The organism is Lichenifustis flavocetrariae (genome assembly GCF_026130545.1).
Lineage (GTDB): Bacteria > Pseudomonadota > Alphaproteobacteria > Rhizobiales > Beijerinckiaceae > Lichenihabitans > Lichenihabitans flavocetrariae.
This window is the reverse complement of record NZ_JAMOIM010000002.1, coordinates 357,632-375,486: the sequence shown is the minus strand read 5'-3', so window position 1 is coordinate 375,486 and position 17,855 is coordinate 357,632. Positions and strand designations below refer to the sequence as shown.

Annotated in this window: 18 protein-coding genes; 7 read left to right on the top strand and 11 right to left on the bottom strand. The window is 64.9% G+C overall.

The features are described from left to right. Entirely contained in the window at positions 1 to 936 is a 936-nt protein-coding gene (gene hemC, locus M8523_RS05255) for a hydroxymethylbilane synthase (protein ID WP_282583770.1), read from the bottom strand. A gap of 218 nt (positions 937 to 1,154) precedes the next feature. On the opposite strand from hemC, the gene tsaD reads away from it, so the two are divergent. Genes tsaD through M8523_RS05240 form a run of 3 tightly spaced genes read left to right on the top strand, consistent with a single transcriptional unit; the run spans position 1,155 to position 3,624 of the window. Beyond that, entirely contained in the window at positions 1,155 to 2,213 is a 1,059-nt protein-coding gene (gene tsaD / locus M8523_RS05250; RefSeq protein ID WP_282583835.1) for a tRNA (adenosine(37)-N6)-threonylcarbamoyltransferase complex transferase subunit TsaD, read from the top strand. Further along, positions 2,213 to 3,196 carry an NAD(P)H-dependent glycerol-3-phosphate dehydrogenase gene (locus M8523_RS05245; protein ID WP_282583769.1) on the top strand — a complete coding sequence of 328 codons (984 nt, stop codon included), beginning with the start codon at positions 2,213 to 2,215 and terminating at the stop codon, positions 3,194 to 3,196. The genes tsaD and M8523_RS05245 overlap by 1 nt, the downstream gene beginning before the upstream one ends. A gap of 14 nt (positions 3,197 to 3,210) precedes the next feature. Further along, on the top strand, positions 3,211 to 3,624 hold the full coding sequence (locus tag M8523_RS05240) for an EVE domain-containing protein (protein WP_282583768.1): 414 nt from the start codon (positions 3,211 to 3,213) through the stop codon (positions 3,622 to 3,624). Here the strand turns inward: M8523_RS05240 and mutT are convergent, their stop codons facing one another. Then, a complete protein-coding gene (gene mutT / locus M8523_RS05235) occupies positions 3,625 to 4,029 on the bottom strand; it encodes an 8-oxo-dGTP diphosphatase MutT (RefSeq protein ID WP_282583767.1) in 405 nt (134 codons plus the stop codon). It abuts the gene before it with no gap. A 193-nt stretch (positions 4,030 to 4,222) separates the two neighbouring features. On the opposite strand from mutT, the gene fabA reads away from it, so the two are divergent. The 3 genes from fabA to fabI are packed head-to-tail and all read left to right on the top strand — an operon-like array spanning position 4,223 to position 6,856. Further along, on the top strand, positions 4,223 to 4,744 hold the full coding sequence (gene fabA / locus M8523_RS05230) for a 3-hydroxyacyl-[acyl-carrier-protein] dehydratase FabA (protein WP_282583766.1): 522 nt from the start codon (positions 4,223 to 4,225) through the stop codon (positions 4,742 to 4,744). Positions 4,745 to 4,784: 40 nt separating this feature from the next. Beyond that, the gene (fabB, locus tag M8523_RS05225) at positions 4,785 to 6,008 is read left to right on the top strand and encodes a beta-ketoacyl-ACP synthase I (RefSeq protein WP_282583765.1); all 1,224 of its coding nucleotides are present in this window, start codon (positions 4,785 to 4,787) and stop codon (positions 6,006 to 6,008) included. Between the two features lie 8 nt (positions 6,009 to 6,016). Next, a complete protein-coding gene (fabI, locus tag M8523_RS05220; protein WP_282583764.1) occupies positions 6,017 to 6,856 on the top strand; it encodes an enoyl-ACP reductase FabI in 840 nt (279 codons plus the stop codon). Positions 6,857 to 6,869: 13 nt separating this feature from the next. Here the strand turns inward: fabI and M8523_RS05215 are convergent, their stop codons facing one another. Next, positions 6,870 to 7,898: a glycosyltransferase gene (locus M8523_RS05215; protein ID WP_282583763.1), complete on the bottom strand. Its 1,029-nt coding sequence runs from the start codon at positions 7,896 to 7,898 to the stop codon at positions 6,870 to 6,872. Positions 7,899 to 8,202: 304 nt separating this feature from the next. Between M8523_RS05215 and M8523_RS05210 the strand changes: the two genes are divergently transcribed. Then, a complete protein-coding gene (locus M8523_RS05210; protein ID WP_282583762.1) occupies positions 8,203 to 9,843 on the top strand; it encodes a hypothetical protein in 1,641 nt (546 codons plus the stop codon). Positions 9,844 to 9,877: 34 nt separating this feature from the next. Here M8523_RS05210 and M8523_RS05205 read toward each other — a convergent pair whose 3' ends face one another. The 8 genes from M8523_RS05205 to M8523_RS05170 form a co-directional block, all read right to left on the bottom strand. Beyond that, positions 9,878 to 10,843: a 2-hydroxyacid dehydrogenase gene (locus tag M8523_RS05205; protein WP_282583761.1), complete on the bottom strand. Its 966-nt coding sequence runs from the start codon at positions 10,841 to 10,843 to the stop codon at positions 9,878 to 9,880. Beyond that, a complete protein-coding gene (gene deoA, locus M8523_RS05200; protein ID WP_282583760.1) occupies positions 10,840 to 12,189 on the bottom strand; it encodes a thymidine phosphorylase in 1,350 nt (449 codons plus the stop codon). The genes M8523_RS05205 and deoA overlap by 4 nt, the downstream gene beginning before the upstream one ends. Continuing rightward, positions 12,182 to 13,027, bottom strand: a complete 846-nt coding sequence (locus M8523_RS05195; protein WP_282583759.1) for a purine-nucleoside phosphorylase — start codon at positions 13,025 to 13,027, stop codon at positions 12,182 to 12,184. The genes deoA and M8523_RS05195 overlap by 8 nt, the downstream gene beginning before the upstream one ends. 22 nt (positions 13,028 to 13,049) lie before the next feature. Further along, entirely contained in the window at positions 13,050 to 13,451 is a 402-nt protein-coding gene (gene cdd, locus M8523_RS05190) for a cytidine deaminase (RefSeq protein ID WP_282583758.1), read from the bottom strand. Next, positions 13,451 to 14,431, bottom strand: a complete 981-nt coding sequence (locus tag M8523_RS05185) for an ABC transporter permease (protein ID WP_282583757.1) — start codon at positions 14,429 to 14,431, stop codon at positions 13,451 to 13,453. Before M8523_RS05185 ends, cdd begins: the two co-directional genes overlap by 1 nt. 338 nt (positions 14,432 to 14,769) lie before the next feature. After that, positions 14,770 to 15,882, bottom strand: a complete 1,113-nt coding sequence (locus tag M8523_RS05180) for an ABC transporter permease (RefSeq protein WP_282583756.1) — start codon at positions 15,880 to 15,882, stop codon at positions 14,770 to 14,772. Then, a complete protein-coding gene (locus M8523_RS05175; protein ID WP_345894223.1) occupies positions 15,879 to 16,307 on the bottom strand; it encodes a VOC family protein in 429 nt (142 codons plus the stop codon). The genes M8523_RS05180 and M8523_RS05175 overlap by 4 nt, the downstream gene beginning before the upstream one ends. Further along, on the bottom strand, positions 16,304 to 17,851 hold the full coding sequence (locus M8523_RS05170) for an ABC transporter ATP-binding protein (RefSeq protein WP_282583755.1): 1,548 nt from the start codon (positions 17,849 to 17,851) through the stop codon (positions 16,304 to 16,306). The genes M8523_RS05175 and M8523_RS05170 overlap by 4 nt, the downstream gene beginning before the upstream one ends. Positions 17,852 to 17,855 lie beyond the last annotated feature (4 nt).

Below are 17,855 nucleotides of genomic sequence, written 5' to 3'. Positions count from 1 at the left end.
TCACACCGCGCGGAAAGCAGCCAGCACGTGCTGGGGAGCACGCGAGAGAAGATCTCGGGCGGCCTCCTCGCCCAGCCGAGTCGCGTCTCCCACCGGCCCGCTCGCGAAGGTCTCGACCGATTCGGCTCCGTCGGGTGTCAGGACGAGCCCGCGAAAATCGAGGTGCCTGTCATGCAGGACCGCGTGGCCGGCGATCGGTGTACGGCAGGAACCGTCGAGAAGCGTAAGGAAGGCCCGTTCGCAGGCGAGGGCCGACCCCGTTGCCGGATCGAGCACGAGCGAGATGGCCTGCTGTGTCGCGTCGTCCTCACGGCGTACTGCGATCGCGACAGCGCCCTGGCCGACGGCGGGAAGGAACTGATCTTTGTCCAGAATGGTCATCGCCAGGTGGCCGAGACCGAGCCGCTTCAGTCCCGCGAGCGCCAGCAGTGTCGCGTCGAAATCGCCCGCCTGTACCTTGGCGAGCCTTGTCTGGACGTTGCCGCGCAACAGGCGGACCTGCAGATCGGGCCTGACCTTGCGGACCTGGGCCTGGCGTCGCAACGAAGCCGAGCCGACGACGGCACCTTGCGGCAAGCTGTGAAGATCGCCGCCTGCTCGGGTGATCAGCACGTCACGCACATCTTCGCGCGGCAGGTAGCCCGGCACCGCGATGCCGTCCGGCATGACGGTGGGCAGGTCCTTGGCCGAATGCACCGCAAGATCGATCGCGTGATCGGCCAGGGCGATGTCGAGTTCCTTCGTGAACAGCCCCTTGCCGCCGGCCTCCGAGAGAGCCCGGTCCTGGATCATGTCGCCCGTCGTGCGGATCACCACGATCTCGATCGCGTCGTGCTGCCAGCCATGCGCGGCCAGAAGACGGTCCCGTGTTTCACGGGCCTGTGCCAGGGCGAGCGGGCTCCCGCGAGTCCCGATTCTCAAAATGGACTTGTTCAAGGAAATGGCTCCTCCGGTCTATTCGGTCTTGCGCTTCTAAAACGACGTTCGAACCCGGAATGGAGCATGTTGACGGCCGTCATGACCAGCACGATGGCGACAATGCATCCATTTCCCGGCCGAACAGCCGACACCTCGCCCGACCGCTCGTTTTTTGTCGAGCGCTCGACTATACGGTCCTGAGATCGATTGCAAAACCGCTGCCTTGGGGCTTCGACGTGCGCATTCTCGGCATTGAGACCACTTGTGACGAAACGGCAGCCGCCGTCGTGGCCATGAAGCCCGAGGGTGGTGGTCAGATTCTGTCGAACATCGTTCGGAGTCAGATTGATGAGCATGCCATCTTCGGCGGCGTCGTGCCGGAGGTCGCGGCGCGCGCGCACGTTGAGGTTCTCGACGGAATCATCGCCCAGGCGTTAGCGACCGCCCGGATGTCGCTTTCGGAGGTCGACGGGATCGCAGCCGCGGCCGGTCCGGGGCTCATCGGGGGACTGCTGGTCGGTTTGACCACCGCCAAGACACTGGCGCTCGTGGCGCACAAGCCGCTTCTCGCGATCAACCATCTCGAAGCGCATGCGCTGACGGCTCGGTTGACCGACAACGTGCAGTTTCCCTACCTGCTGCTTCTCGTCTCGGGAGGTCACACCCAGCTCGTGGCTGTCATGGGCGTCGGCGACTACATTCGGCTCGGCACGACGCTCGACGATGCGATCGGCGAAGCCTTCGACAAGGTGGCCAAAACGCTCGGGCTGCCCTATCCGGGCGGCCCGGCACTCGAGCGGATGGCGCAGAGCGGCGACCCCGAAGCCTTCGCGTTCCCGCGACCCATGATGGGCCGGCCAGTCCCCGATTTCTCGCTGTCGGGGCTAAAGACAGCGGTGCGGCTGGAAGCCGAGCGGATCGCCCCCTTGAGCGAAACGGCCATTGCCGATCTCTGTGCTTCGTTTCAGGCAGCGGTGGTCGACGTGGTCATCGACCGCACCCGCGCGGGTCTCGGTGCCTTCCGGCACGTGGCCGGCCGCGCCCAGGCCCTGGTGGCCGCGGGCGGTGTCGCGTCGAACGGGGCACTTCGCCGAGCGCTGGCACGGTTTGCCGCGGAAAGCGGGCTTGTCCTCGTCGTGCCGCCGCCCGCACTGTGCAGCGACAATGGCGCTATGCTGGCCTGGGCCGGGATCGAGCGGTTGAACCTCGGGCTTGGCGATGACTTTACCTTCGCGGCGCGGCCGCGCTGGCCTCTCGACACGCGGGGAACGCCCGCGCTTTACGGCAAGGCGTGATGGCTTCCATCGGGATCATCGGGGCGGGGGCCTGGGGCACGGCGCTTGCGGTGACCTTAGCCCGGAACGGTCAATCCGTGTCGCTCTGGTCGCGCTTCGAGGGTTGGGCCGATCGGTTGCAGGTTGAACGCGAAAACAAGCGCTCCCTTCCCGGCGTGACGCTCCCGGCGGGCATCACCGTGTCCGCGGTGCCCGACGCGCTCGGCCGTTGTGATCTCGTTCTCGCCGTGGTTCCCGCCCAAGCTCTGCGCGAAACGCTTCTCGCGGTCGGGCCGCTGATCAGGGCCGGAACCCCGATCGTCGTCTGCGCGAAGGGGATCGAGCGCGGCACCGGGGCCTCGATGCGCGACGTCGTTCGCTCCTGCTGTCCCGAATGTCCACCGGCCGCACTGTCCGGCCCAAGTTTCGCTGCAGATGTGGCGAAAGGCCTGCCGACAGCCGTGACATTGGCGGCCGAAACGCTCGATGGCGCCGGAAGAATGGCGCGGCGTCTCGCAACGCCAACCTTTCGCCTCTACCACACGGACGATCTCCTCGGGGTCGAGATCGGCGGCGCCGCCAAGAACGTGCTGGCTATCGCGTGTGGGATCGCACAAGGGCGGGCTCTCGGTGCGAGCGCGAGTGCGGCCTTGATGGCACGCGCATTTTCCGAGTTGCTACGCTTCGGGCGGGCCAGCGGCGCGAGAGCCGAAACGCTGATGGGCTTGTCGGGTCTCGGGGATCTCGTTCTCACCTGCGGCTCGCCGCAGTCGCGCAATTTCGCCTTCGGGGTCGCGCTGGGGCAGGGGCTGGATGCGTCGGCTGCCAGTCGCGACAAGCTTGTCGAGGGAATCGCCACCGCGCCCGTGCTGCATGCGGCCGCACGCAAAATCGGGGTTGAAATGCCTATCGTGGAGAGTGTCGACGCGATCCTGGCCAAGCGGCTGACGATCGCGGATGCCATTGAGGCGCTTTTGACGCGACCGCCGAGGGCGGAAGACTGAGGAGAAATGAACGGATGGCCAAATGGCTGGTCAAAAGCGAGCCGTCGAGTTGGTCCTTCGCCCAGCAGATCGAGGCCGGGAAAGCTGGCACGTCGTGGAACGGCGTGCGCAATCACACGGCCAAGCAATATCTGATGGCCATGGCCATGGGGGACGAAGCCTTCTTCTACCATTCCAACGACGGCAAGGAGATCGTCGGGATCGTGGCGGTGTCTCGCACCTACTATCCCGACCCGACCGACGCCAAAGGCAAGTTCGGAATGGTGGACTTCAGCGTCGTGCGCCCGCTGGATAAGCCTGTGACGCTCGACGCCATCAAGAAAGAGGCGGCCTTGCAGGACATGGTTCTGGTCAAGAACTCGCGGCTTTCGGTCCAGCCCGTGACCGAGGCCGAATGGGACACAGTGCTTCGCATGGCGGCGGCGTGATCAAGGCCCGAGCAGGTCGATGAGGGCCGGGATGAGAGGTTCGTCCGCCGGGGGCATCGGATAGTCGCGGAGCGCGCGGGGCCGCACCCATTTTAGCGCCTGCCCTTCACGCGACTGGGGCTGCCCCTCCCAGCGGCGGCAGATATAGAGCGGCATCAGAAGATGCATGTCGGGGTAGCCGTAGCTCGCGAACGTCAGCGGTGCCAAACAGGCTTCCTGGACTGCAATCCCGAGTTCTTCGTCGAGTTCCCGGATCAGTGCTTGTTCCGGCCGCTCGCCGGACTCCAGTTTCCCACCCGGAAACTCCCATAAGCCGCCAAGCGCCTTATGGACCGGCCTTTGCGCGATGAGGACACGCGAATCCGCGTCGACCAGGGCCACGGCAACGACGAGCAACAGGTGCACACGATCCTCCCTCACAATGTCACGCTAGACATAGCCGGTTTCGGAGGCTCTGTTGGCCTCCACGGTGGTGCGCCAGTGAAAAAGCCGTTTCGCCGACGCGGCTTTCGGGCGCCGAAACCCTATGTTAGGAGAGCGCAGACAGGTGGGCTTGAGGTTTGAGCCCTTAGCCAGCACTGGGAAAGCGATATCCGTGATGGGCGACAAACGCTCGACTTTTGATTTTGAAGATCTGCTGGCCTGCGGGCGGGGCGAGCTGTTCGGACAAGGCAATGCTCAACTGCCGATGCCTCCGATGTTGATGTTCGACAGGATCGAAGAGATTGACGAGCAGGGCGGCGCGAACGGCAAAGGCTTCATCAAGGCGGCTCTCGATATCAAGCCGGACCTGTGGTTCTTCCCGGTGCACTTCAAGAACGATCCGGTGATGCCGGGTTGCCTCGGGCTCGACGCGCTTTGGCAGCTTTGCGGCTTCTATCTTGGGTGGTTGGGGCTGCAAGGCCGGGGCCGGGCCTTGGGGGTGGGTGAGGTCAAGTTCGCCGATCAGGTGACGCCGGCCATCAAGCGCGTGGTCTATGGCATCGACTTCAAGCGGGTGTTTCGCGGAAAGCTCATCCTGGGCATCGCGGACGGCTGGCTTGAAGCAGACGGACGACGGATCTACGAAGCCAAGGATCTTCGCGTCGGACTTTTCAAGCCGGAGCCCGTGCCGGCCTGAGGCGGGCAGAGGCATACCGACACAGCGGAGTTGAAGAGATATGCGGCGCGTCGTCGTGACCGGGATGGGGATAGTTTCCTCGATCGGCAACAATACCAGCGAGGTTTTGCAATCCCTGCGCGAGGCCCGATCCGGGATCGTGCGATCGGATGTGTATGCCGAGATGGGATTCAGGTCTCAGGTGGTCGGTGCCCCGACGCTTGATCCCGAGAAAGTGCTCGACCGGCGTGCCATGCGGTTTCATGGGCTCGGGTCGGCCTGGAACCATGTGGCGATGGATCAGGCGATCGCCGATGCCGGGCTCGCTCCGGACGAAGTCTCGAACGAGCGCACCGGCATCATCATGGGATCGGGCGGCCCGTCCACGCGAACGATCGTGGAATCTGCCGATATCGCGCGTAGCAAGGGCGTGAAGAAGATCGGGCCTTTCGCGGTGCCGAAATCCATGTCGTCGACCGCCTCAGCCACCCTCGCGACATGGTTCAAGATCAAAGGCATCAACTATTCGATCGCCTCCGCCTGCGCGACTTCCAACCATTGCATCGGCAACGCTTACGAGGCGATTCGTTACGGCAAGCAGGATGTGATGTTCGGCGGTGGCTGCGAGGAACTCGACTGGACGCTCTCGGAACTCTTTGACGCCATGGGCGCGATGTCGTCGAACTTCAACGATCGTCCGGCCGTAGCCTCCCGCGCCTTCGATCGCAACCGCGACGGCTTCGTGATCTCGGCGGGCGGCGGCGTGCTGGTGCTTGAGGAGCGTGAGAGAGCTAAGGCCCGCGGCGCGAAGATCTATGCCGAGATCATCGGTTACGGGATGTCGTCCGATGGCTACGACATGGTCGCGCCGTCTGGCGAAGGTGCCATTCGCTGCATGCGGGCGGCCCTCGCGGACGTGAAGGCGCCCATCGATTACGTGAACCCGCATGCGACCTCGACCCCCAAGGGGGACGAGAAAGAGATCGAGGCTCTGCGCGAGGTCTTCGGCGCGGAAGAGAAGTGTCCGCCGATCTCGGCCACCAAGTCGCTGACGGGTCATTCCCAAGGGGCGACCGGCGTCCACGAGGCGATCTACTCGCTGCTGATGATGAACAACGATTTTATCTGCAAGAGCGCCCATATCGAAGAGCTCGATCCGGCCTTCGCGGATATGAATATCGTGCGCGAACGCCGCGACGGCGTGAAGCTCGGTACGGTTCTGTCCAATGCCTTCGGGTTCGGAGGCACCAATGCCGCCCTCGTCTTCCAACACCCCGACCTCTGAGGCGCGCCATGAGCGACATCCATCGGTCCGGCCTCATGGCCGGCAAGCGCGGCATCGTCATGGGTGTGGCCAACGACCATTCCATCGCCTGGGGAATCGCCAAGGCGCTGGGGAGTGAGGGCGCGGAGCTTGCGTTCACCTATCAGGGCGCGGCGCTCGGCAAACGCGTGAAGCCTTTGGCCGAATCGCTCGGGTCGCGGCTTGTGTTCCCCTGCGATGTCGAGGATGTCGAAACCGTGGATGCGGCCTTCGCGGCCGTGAAGCAGGAATGGGGCGGCATCGACTTCCTGGTGCACGGCATCGCCTATTCGGACCGCACCGAGCTCAAGGGACGCTATGCGGATACGACACGGGCGAATTTCATCAAAACCATGGTGATCTCCGCCTTTTCGTTCACCGAAGTCAGCAAGCGTGCCGCCGCCCTGATGCCCAAGGGCGGATCGCTTCTGACGCTGACCTTCGGGGGTTCGTCGCGTGTGACGCCTAACTACAATGTTATGGGCGTCGCCAAATCGGCGCTTGAAGCCAGTGTGCGCTATCTCGCGGCGGATCTCGGACCCGATGCGATCCGGGTCAACGCGATTTCGGCCGGGCCGATCCGGACGCTGGCCGGCGCCGGCATCTCGGATGCGCGTTTCATGTTCAACTACACCAAGGCGCACAGCCCGCTGCGCCGGACCGTGACGATCGATGACGTGGGGGGATCCGCCCTCTATCTGCTGTCGGATTTATCGAGCGGCGTGACGGGCGAAATCCACTTCGTCGACGCCGGCTACAATTTCATCGGCATGCCGCGCTCGGAGAACTTGCAATCGGGTGAATCGACCCGCGCCGACGGGAGCGATTAACGCGCGGGGGAAACTAAATCCGCGTCTGGGAAACGGCAAGGAACAGCATCCGTTTCTGCTCCGCCCGTCCGCGTGCCACGCTATCGAGAATGATGCCGCAGACAGCCAGCAGGGCCGCGCCAAGGCTGAGGCCGGTGCAAAGTACGGCGGTGGGGAGTCGGGGCACCGTTCCACTGGTGAGATATGTATCGAAAAGCGGAATCGACAGCACGGCCGCCAAAAGCGCGGTCAGTGCTGCGGGCAGTCCGAAGAACAACATCGGCCTCGTCTCCTTGAGGAGATACAGCAGGACGCCCAGGATCCGCAGGCCATCGCGAAAAGTGCGCAGCTTCGAGACCGACCCGTTCACGCGCTCGCAGTAGGGCAACAAGACTTCCGCCGTCGCCAGTTTGAGCTGACGTGCATGAACCGAGAGTTCGGTCTCGATTTCGAACCCTGACGACAAAGCGGGAAAGCTCTTCACGAAGCGGCGCGAAAAGGCGCGATAGCCCGAGAAGATGTCACCGAACTCGGCCCCGAACAGGCGACCGTAGAGGTGGTTGAAGAGTCGGTTGCCGACGGCATGGCCGCGGCGATGGGCGTTCCGCCCGATATCGGCCCGCGCACCGACAACCATATCGTAGCCGCCGCAGGCCACGAGATCGACCAGCCGACGAGCGGAGGCCGCATCGTAGGTCCCGTCGCCATCCGCCATCAGATAGATATCGGCTTCGACATCCGCGAACATCCGGCGGACCACGTGGCCCTTTCCCGGCCTTGCTTCGCGAAACACCTCAGCACCCGCCGCGCGGGCAAGAACGCTTGTCTCATCGGTCGAAGCATTGTCGAACACGGCAATACGGGCTTCCGGCAATGCCTGCCGGAAATCCGCCACCACCTGCGCGATGGTGCTTTCCTCGTTGCGGCAGGGGATGACCACCGCGAGCAAAGGGACCTTGCGGATAGGACCAGGCTGCTTCTCGTCCCGGTTTACTTCAGCCAAGTGGTCGAAATGCTGAGCGAGAACCTGCTGGAGCGCGAGGGCTGAAAGAGGCTGGCTCATCTGGCGATCTACAAACGGTGTAACGCTTCATTCAAGCCTCGCACCGGAGAGTTAAGCGGCCGAAAAAAATCAGAACGCCGAAGCCATGCTCGTCAGTGATGCTTAATGAAGCCAGAACCGCACCATGGCGATGAGCGGAATGGCGAAGCACGAACGCACGGTCACCGGTGTGTCCGATGCACGTTCCAAAGGTCCCGGACTGCTCACCCTGGTTGTCATTGGGAGCGTCATCTCACTCAGTCTGTCATGGCCGCATCTCCTAAGTGTCTGGCAAACGGGAACGTTCTTTGACACGGATGATGCCATGCGAATGGTGCAGATCCGTGCGTGGCTTGGTGGTCAAGGCTGGTTCGATCTGACGGCCCACAGGATGAATCCGCCAAGCGGGGTCCTCATGCACTGGTCACGGATCGTGGATGTGCCGGTGAGCGCGCTGATCCTGGCCTTCAGGAGTGTGGCTTCGCCGCCCGACGCCGAGCGGCTGGCCAGGATTCTGTTCCCGTTGGCTTGTCAGGCGCTCCTGATCACCGCCTTCCTCCGAACGTCGCAAGTTCTGTGCGGCAGGCAGGCGTCCGTGTCCGCTCTGCTGGTCATCGTGCTGAGCGGATTCCAGTACGGACAGTTCGTGGCCGGGCGGATCGACCACCATGCGCCGCAAATCGTGCTCCTTGTCACGATGGTCGGAGCGGCAAGTACGGGGCTTCGAGGTGGCGGCAAAGGACCGGCCTTTGTCTGCGCGCTGGCGATCGCCCTGTCGCTCGGCATCAGCCTCGAAAATCTCCCGTTCATTGCGGCGATCGTCATCGGCGTTCTGGTCGTCTGGGTCGCACGGGGTGCCGGTGCGGCTGAATTCGTCCGCGGCTTCGGACTTTCGCTGGCGACTCTGGTGCCGCTCGTCGCCGCAGCCACGATCCCGCCATCGCGCTATACTGTCGTGGCGGCCGACGCTCTCTCGGCGCCGCACGTCCTGTTCGCGATCCTCGGCGGCACGGCGACCTTCTTCTTGACGTCGTCCGCCTGTCAGCTGCCGCATTGGTCCATGCGCCTTGTGGGGCTCTCTCTGTCAGGTCTGGCAATCGGCGCGATTGTGCTGATGCTCTGTCCAGGACTGCTGGCGAGCCCCTATGGCGACGTGGACCCCTTGGTCCGCCAGATCTGGCTGGCACATGTGACCGAGGCGATGCCGCTCTCCACGACCATCGGATTGCATCCCGGAGCCTCGACCCTCATTCTTGCGCCTTTGCTGGCTGGCTTTACGGCCAACCTTTGGGCGGCGGCCTCGTGCAAGGCAGAAGCACGTGACGCGTGGCGTCTGATCGCCGTCCTGACCGCGATCGGGCTCGCCGGGGCGTTTTGGGAAGTACGCGTGGCTTCATCGGCCATGCCGCTCGCGGCTCTGGGCGGCGTCTGGGCCATGACGCGCGCCGCGCACATGCGTCCCTCCGGTCTATTCCGCCTTCCGTGGCTCCGGACGGGGCTTTGCCTTCTGCCCTTCACTCCCTTCACCTGGATTTTCGTGCCCGTGCCCGAGGAACTCCCCGCTGTTCGCGACGCCACCGCGGCGGCCCAGGCGTGTCACGACGCCGACGCTCTTGCGCCTCTTGCCAACCTGCCACCCGGGATCGTCTTCGCGCCGATCGACGCGGGCTCGCATCTTCTGGTCCACACCGGCCTGTCGGTGCTGGGCGCACCCTACCACCGCAACAATGCCGGCAATCGCGCGGTCATCGATGGGTTTTCGACCGATCCGATTGCTGCCGAATCGCTCGTGCGGCGCACCGGCGCCCGATATGTCGCTATCTGCCCCGGCGAGGCGCAGGCCAAGGCTCTGGCGGATTATGCGCCGCAGGGACTTGCGGCGCATCTCCTTGCCGGAGATCCGCCGCCTTGGCTTCGGCCTGTGCCGCTCGGGCCGACCCTCTTTCGCGTCTACAGCCTGCAATGATCAGGATGGCTTTTTTGAACGCCACGACCTGTCCCTAATAGGCGCGTTGCCGATCGACCGTATGTCGCGGCGCTCCGCCGCTTTCCAGATGCGCGATCTCGCCCGCAATGAAGCCGGTGATCGACCCGTAATTCGAGATCGCGGAATTGTGCGGCGTGATCGTCACGGCCGGATGATGCCACAGGGGAGAGCTTTCAGGCAGCGGTTCGGTCTCGAACACGTCGAGCGTTGCGGCCTTCAAGATTCCATCGTCGAGCGCCGCCAGGATGTCGGCCTCGTTCTGCAAGCCGCCGCGGCCCGCATTGAGCAGGATCGGACCGCCGAAATAGGAATCACGAGCCAGCTTGCTGAAAAGGGAGTGATTGAGGATTCCGCGTGTCTCGGGCGTGAGCGGCAAGAGCACGACCAGGATCTGCGTACGGGCCAGAAAGCGATCGAGACCCTCCTGGCCCGAAAAGGTCTCGATACCGTCGAGCGTCTTCGCGGTCCGGCTCCATCCGGCCACGTCGAAACCGATCATCTTCAGCTTGCGGGTCGCATCCGCGCCAAGAACTCCCAATCCCATCACGCCGACGCGAACCTCGCCGGCCGCGGGCTGGAAGGGATCTTCGACCCACATCTTCTCGCTTTGGTGCCAATCATAGAGGCGGACTTGCCTGTGATGAATGAGCGTGTGGAGGACCACCCATTCGCTCATGCGGTCCCGCAGATCGGGATCGACGATCCGGACGATCGGCACATCCGCAGGTAGGTTCGAATCGGAGACGAGGTGGTCGACGCCCGCGCCGAGAGAAAAGATGGCTTTCAGGTTGGGAAAGCCCGTCAGGGAACCGGGTGGGTGACGCCAGGTGACCGCATAACGCACACGCGCGATATCAACCGGCCCATTCAGGGACTGGACATGCAGACCAGGGACACGATCCGCCAAGGCCTCGACCCAGGGCGCGGCGCCCGCGCCATCGCGGCCGTAAGCGACCACCAGCACGTCGGGTTCACTCACGAGGCAGCCTCCATGATTTCAATGACGGGATGTCGCTCAACGGGTGCAACATCCGCGATCCCGTAGGCTTTGCGGAGGCTAACTGCCGCCTGCTCTGCCGCATCCAGCGTCGCGGCATGAACGAAGCCGAGCGGCGTATCGGCCGCAACGACGGTGCCCACCGGTAACAGGGCCGAAAAGCCCACGCGTGGATCCACCGCATCGGACGCGCGGGTGCGTCCCCCACCGAGCGACACGACCGCCAACCCGACCGCGCGTGTCTCGATGTTGGTCACAACCCCCGCCTTGTCGGCGTTGACGGGCCGACAGACCGGAGCCCGAGGCAAGATATCCTCGACATGATCCAGAAGATCCGAAGGGCCGCCCAGAGCGGCCACCATGCGGCCGAAGCACTCCGCCGCTGCTCCTCCCGAAAGCGCGCGTTCGATCCTGACCTGCCCCTCGGCGCGGCTTGCCACAAGGCCACCGAGGCGGAGCATTTCGCTGCCAAGCGCCAGGACCACGGCGTGCAGGCGTGCGTCACGGACCGTACCGGTCAGGTAGTCGACAGCCGTCCGGATTTCGAGTGAGTTACCGGCCGCGCGGGCGAGCGGCTGGTCCATGTCTGTGATCAAGGCGCTGGTCGGCAAACCAGCACCGGCCGCGACCTCGACCAGGCTTCGCGCGAGCGCCCGCGCGTCGTCCAGGTCGACCATGAAGGCGCCGGACCCGGTTTTGACGTCCATCACGAGCCGGCCGAGACCTGCCGACAGCTTCTTCGACAGGATCGAGGCGGTGATCAGCGGGATGGACTCGACCGTCGCGGTCACGTCGCGGATGCCGTAGAGGAGGCGGTCGGCGGGCGCCAGGTCGGTCGTCTGGCCGATGATGGCGCAGCCGATCTCGGCCACCACCTTGCGAAACCGCTCAGGCGAGGGGCTGATCTCGTAACCTGGAATCGCTTCGAGTTTGTCGAGCGTGCCGCCGCTATGACCGAGGCCTCGCCCGGAGATCATCGGCACGAAAGCGCCGCAGGCCGCGACGGCGGGCGCGAGCATCAGGCTGACCACGTCCCCGACACCCCCGGTCGAATGCTTGTCCAGCACTGGACCGTCGAGGCCGGACCAAGAGAGGCGCGATCCGGACCGCATCATGGTTTCGGTCAGCGCCACGGTCTCGTCACGGTCGAGCCCGCGGAGAAACGCGGCCATCAAGAAGGCCGCGACCTGCTCCGGCGCGACACGCCCGGCGAGTGCGCCGGACACGAAGGCGTCGATCTCGGCCGCCGCCAGTGAGCCGCCGTCCCGCTTCCGACGAATTGTTTCCTGCGGCAGGGGGCGTCGAGCCGCGTCCGCGTCTTCACGCATAGGCGACGGGTCCCTCGCGCATGAAGGCACGCAGAAGGCGCTTCAGCGTGATGGCGCCGGTGCTCGCCACAGACTTGGTTTCGCTGTGCGACGGATCGCCAGTCTTGATCCCTGTGGCGAAGTTCGTCACGAGTGATAGCGCCAGGACCCGCATGTCGAGCTGGCGCGCCAGGATCACCTCGGGAACTGTCGACATGCCGACGAGATCGGCGCCGAGGATTTTCGCGGCCCGCACCTCCGCCGGAGTCTCGAAAGACGGGCCTGAGAACCACATGTAGACACCTTCGCGCAGCATGACTTTCCCAGCCGCCGCAGCCGCCTGCTTGAAGCGAGCCCGGAGGCGGCGGTCATAGGCTTCGCGCAGGTTGACGAAGCGAGATTCGGTCCTGTCACCGATGAGGGGGTTTGCACCTGAAAAATTGATATGATCGCTGATCATCGCGACGGAGCCCGGGTGCCAATCGAGATTGACCGATCCAGCCGAGTTGGTGATCACGAGCGTCGTCACGCCGATCGCCTTGAGCACGGCGAGCGCCGCCGCCATGGCGCGCGCATTTCCGGTCTCGTAGTAATGCGCCCGCCCTTCCATGATGGCCACGTGGGTTCCTTCCCAGGTTCCAATCCACAGCCGGCCGGCATGGCCTGAAACATTGGCTTTCGGGAAGCCGGGCAGGTCGGCGTAGTCGATGCGGATCGGCTCAACCAATTCCTCAGTGATCGAGCCGAGGCCCGTGCCGAGTATGAAGGCCATGGAAATCGGCTGCCTGATCCCGCGCGCCCGCAGAACCGCCACCGCGGCTTCGGTGGTGTCCTCCTTCACTCCTACGCCCGGATCCATCGCTCCCCCTCCCGCCATGTCGTCATGTCATCAGGTTTTCCGGTCCAAAGCTATGCGGTAAGAGTTCGGTCAAGGTGAAGCTTGCACGACGGCCTTTGAGACTCGCGATATGAATCGGCGTGTCGGCCGAGGCGAATTCACGGATGCGCTGCCGGCATCCTCCACATGGCGTGACGAGCCCGTCCCCCTCGCCGATCACCAAAATCTCGGCGATGCGGGTTTCTCCGCCCAGAATCATGGCCGAGATCGCCGCAGCTTCCGCACAGGCACCTTGCGGATAAGCGGCGTTTTCGACATTGGCACCGGCGAACAAGGCGCCTGACGGTGTGCGGATCGCCGCCCCGACCTTGAAGTGCGAATAGGGCGCATAGGCCCTCTCCCGCGCCTGCCGGGCGAGGTCGAAAAGCGGATCGAGGTCGGTCATTATCGTTCTTTCACATACGGTATCCCGGACGCCTTGGGCGGGATGGCGCGGCCCACGAAACCGGCCAGCAGGATCACTGTCAGGAGATATGGCAGCGCCTGGATCGCCTGAACCGGAACTTCGCCCACACCCGGAATGACGGCACCTTGAAGCCGGATCGAGATCGCGTCGAGAAAGCCGAAGAGCAGGCAGGTGAAAAGGGCGGGCCAAGGCCGCCATTTCGAGAACACGAGAGCCGCGAGGGCAATGAACCCCTTGCCGGCTGTCATCGAGGGCAGGAAGCTGGCGGCCTGGGCAACAGACAGGTAGGTGCCGGCAAATCCGCACAGCACCCCGCAGATGACGACCCCCGCGTAGCGCAAACCGCGCACGGAAATGCCAGCCGTGTCGACGGCGGCCGGGTTCTCCCCCGTCGCCCGAAGTCGCAGGCCAAACCGGGTGCGGTAGAGCACGAAAGACGTTAAAGGCACCAGCAGGATCGCCAGGTAGGTCAGGACAACATGGCCGGCCAGGAGATTGCTGTAGAATGGTCCGAGGACCGGGATCGCACCGAGGCTCGCTTCTCCGGGCCAGGGGATTTCATGAAAGCGGGACGCCACTGAATCGAGCTGCGGTGTCCGGCCGCCTTCGCCGTACCAGGCATTGCCGAGCAGCGCCGTGAGCCCGGCGGCCACGAGATTGATGGCGGCGCCCGAGACGATCTGGTTGCCGCGCTGGTCGATCACCGCGAAGCCGTGCACAAGTCCCAACGCCACCGACGCCAGGATGCCGGCCGCAAGGCCCGCCCAGGCGCTGTCCACCTGATAGGCCACGACCGCGCTCGCGAAAGCCGCAACCAGCATCTTGCCCTCAAGCCCGATGTCGACCACGCCGGAGCGTTCCGACCAGAGGCCGGCGATGCAGGCGAAGATCAGCGGCACCGCGAGCCGCAGGCTGGAGGCGAGGATCAGTGCGGTGTCGGATGCCAGTCCGGTCAACATGAGGCCGATGTCCCTGCGGCCGGCTGAGAACCTAGGGCGTAACGCTGGGCATCCACTCCTTTGCCCTGCATGCGCCTATCGGAGTTACACCTCTTATGAAGGCTGGGCCGTGGTTTTCTCCCCTCTCCCTTGTGGAGAGGGGCAGGGGGTGAAGGTCGCAACGATCCTGGAGCCTGATCAGCAGACCAAGTGCCTCCATTGTCTCGACCCCCAACCCCTCTCCACAAGCGAGACGGAGATTTCTCATGTCCCGCCAAGTGTTGTGAATGGAAGGGCCGCAAGGAGGGCAACTGGGAAAGCGTGCCTCGCTTTCGGTTTCGAATGCAGGCGATTCTCATTCAAATCGGCCCCGAGCGGGTGCGGGGCAGGGCGGTGAAGATACGGGCGAGGTGGGGGCGGTAGAGGCCATCGAGGGCGCCGGCGAACAGCACGACGAAGCCCTGGATGGCCACGATCATGTCGCGCGAGATCTTCGGCTGGTCGAAGGCGAGCTCGGCGCCGCCCTGATAGAGGATGCCGAACAATAAGCTCGCGAAGACGATCCCCACCGGATGGGCGCGCCCCATCAGCGCCACCGCGATGCCGACGAAGCCGTAGCCGGCCGTGAATTCGAGCAGCAGCCGGTTCTGCACGCCCATGATCTCATTGACCGCGACCCCGCTCGCGAGTGCTCCCGACAATCCCATGGTGAGCATGATGATCCAGGCTGGTGCGATGCCGCCATAGACGGCGGCGGTCGGGTTCGCGCCGGTGGTCCGGATCTCGTAGCCGGTCCGGGTGCGCCAGATGAAGAGCCACATCGCGAAAGCACAGGCGAGTGCCAGCAGGAAGCTCAGGTTGAGCGGCGTGGTGGCAGAGGGAATCCCGAGCGCCTCCAGGATGCCGTGCACGGTCGGGATCGCGGCCTGCGGCGGGAACGGGACGGTTTCCGGTTCCATCGACTGTGGTGCCCGCATGCCGTTGACCAGCAGGTAGCCCATCAGGGTGGAGGCCAGCCAGTTGAACATGATGGTGGTGATGACGATGTGACTGCCGCGTTTGGCCTGCAGATAGCCGGGCACGAGGCCCCAGATGCCGCCGAAGACCGCCGCGGCGACGATCCCCAGGGGGATCAGCAGCCAGCCGGGCAGGAAGCCACCGTGCAGGCAGACGAGCGCCGCGCCGAGGCCGCCGAGCGTTGCCTGTCCTTCGCCGCCGATGTTGAACAGCCCGGCCTGAAAGGCGAGCGCCACCGCAAGACCCGTGAAGATGAAGTCGGTGGTGTAATAGAGCGTGAAGCCGAGCGCCTCGCCGCTGCCGAGGCTGCCGGTGATCAGGGTCCTGGTGGCGTCCCAAGGGCTGACCCCGATGGCCGCGACCACGAGGCCGCCGACCACGAAGGCCGTGAGAACGCTGAGCACGGGCACGAGCACGAGGTCGGCCCAGCGGGGCAGAGTGATGGGGGCGCTCATGGTGGAAGGATCACGGCCCCGGTGTCGTCCAACGGAAAAAACGGATTGTGGGCCAGTTCCCAGGCAAATCCGTCGGGATCGGCGAAATAGGCCGTATGTCCTCCCCAGAAGACCGGCCCGGGCGGCTTCAGCGGTGTGGCGCCCGCCGAAAGCGCGGCCTCATAAGCAAGGTCGACCTCACCGGGGCTCGCAAAATTCTGGGCGAGGCTGATGCCGGAAAAGCCTGCCGGGGTGTTTGCGACTTGCGCATCGTCGGCGAGGTCCTGTCGGCCGAACAGCGCCAGCACCACGGGTCCGAGCTGGAAAAACGCGACGCCCTCCTGGCTGGCGCCGGATGCCGTCCAACCGAGCCTCTCGTAGAAGGCACGGCTGACCGCCACGGAAGCGACGCCGAGCGTGACGAAGCTGACGCGCGGTGCGATCACGCCGCTTGCTCCGTTACGCCGGCCATCAGCAGACCGAGGTCGCCGACGAAACGCTCATCGTTGGCGGCGTCAGGCGGCGGCGTGCGCGCGCCGGTGAGACGGCCGCCGCACATCACGAGGATCTGATCGGCGAGCGCCATGATCTCGTCGAGCTCGACCGAGACGACCAGCACGGCCTTGCCGGCATCGCGCAAGGCGACGAGGCGGCTGTGGATGAACTCGATGGCGCCGATGTCGACACCCCGCGTCGGCTGCCCGGCGAGCACGATGCCGGGATCGCGCTCCATCTCGCGGGCGAGAACGATCTTCTGCTGATTGCCGCCGGAAAAATTCGCCGTCTTCAGCCGCGGATTTGGCGGCCGAATGTCGTAGCCCGCCATCTTGCGGGCGAGATCCGCGATGATGGACTTGCGCGACAACCAGGGGCCGCGCCCGAAAGCTGGATCGGTATGAATGCCGAGGATGGCGCTTTCGGCGGCCTCGAACGGCATGATGAGGCCCATGCGGTGCCGGTCCTCCGGCACATGGGCGAGGCCGAGGGTCCGGATCGCCTTTGGGTTGTGGCTCGTCGCAGGCACGACTTTCCCGTCGATGAGAATCTCGCCCGCCGCGATCGGGCGGATTCCGGCAAGCGCTTCCAGCAGCTCCGATTGGCCGTTGCCCGCGACGCCGGCGAGCCCGGTGATTTCGCCGGCCCTTAAGGTGAACGAGACATCGTCGACCAGCGCCACGCCGTTGCTGCCTAGAACCGTCAGGCCGCGTGCTTCCAGGCGCACGGGGCCGGGCGTGGCGGGGCCTTTGGCGACGGTCAGCAGCACCCGGCGACCCACCATGGCATCGGCGAGTTGGGCCGGCGAGGTCGCGGCCGTCTCGGTCGTCAGTACGATCTCGCCACGCCGCATCACCGAGACACGATCGGTGATGTGCATGATCTCGCGCAGCTTGTGGGTGATGAAGATCACCGTCTTGCCCTCGCGCCGCAGCGTATCGAGCATGCCGAACAGCTGGTCGGCCTCGGGCGGGGTGAGCACGGCGGTCGGCTCGTCGAGGATCAGGATCGTGGCCCCGCGCACCAGCGCCTTCAGGATCTCGACGCGCTGCTGCAGGCCCACCCCGAGATCGCCGACAAGCGCGTCGGGATCCACCACGAGACCGTAGGCGCGGCCAAGCTCCGCGAGTTTGACCCGGATCGCCGCGGCGCCTCGGGCCACGAGCGCGCCGCCCTCGGCGCCGAGCATGACATTGTCGAGCACGCTCAACGTATCTACCAGCATGAAGTGCTGGTGCACCATGCCGATCCCGTGCGCGATGGCCTGTCGCGACGAGCCGATCTTCACAGGCGTGCCGCCGACCCGGATCTCGCCCGCATCGGCTTCATAAAAGCCGTACAGGATCGACATGAGGGTCGACTTGCCGGCGCCATTCTCGCCCACGATGCCGTGGATCGAGCCTGCCGCCACGCTCAGGGTCACGTTCCTGTTGGCGTGAACCGCGCCGAAACTCTTGTCGATGCCTTCGAGTTCGATGGCCGCCGCAACGGGCATTCGC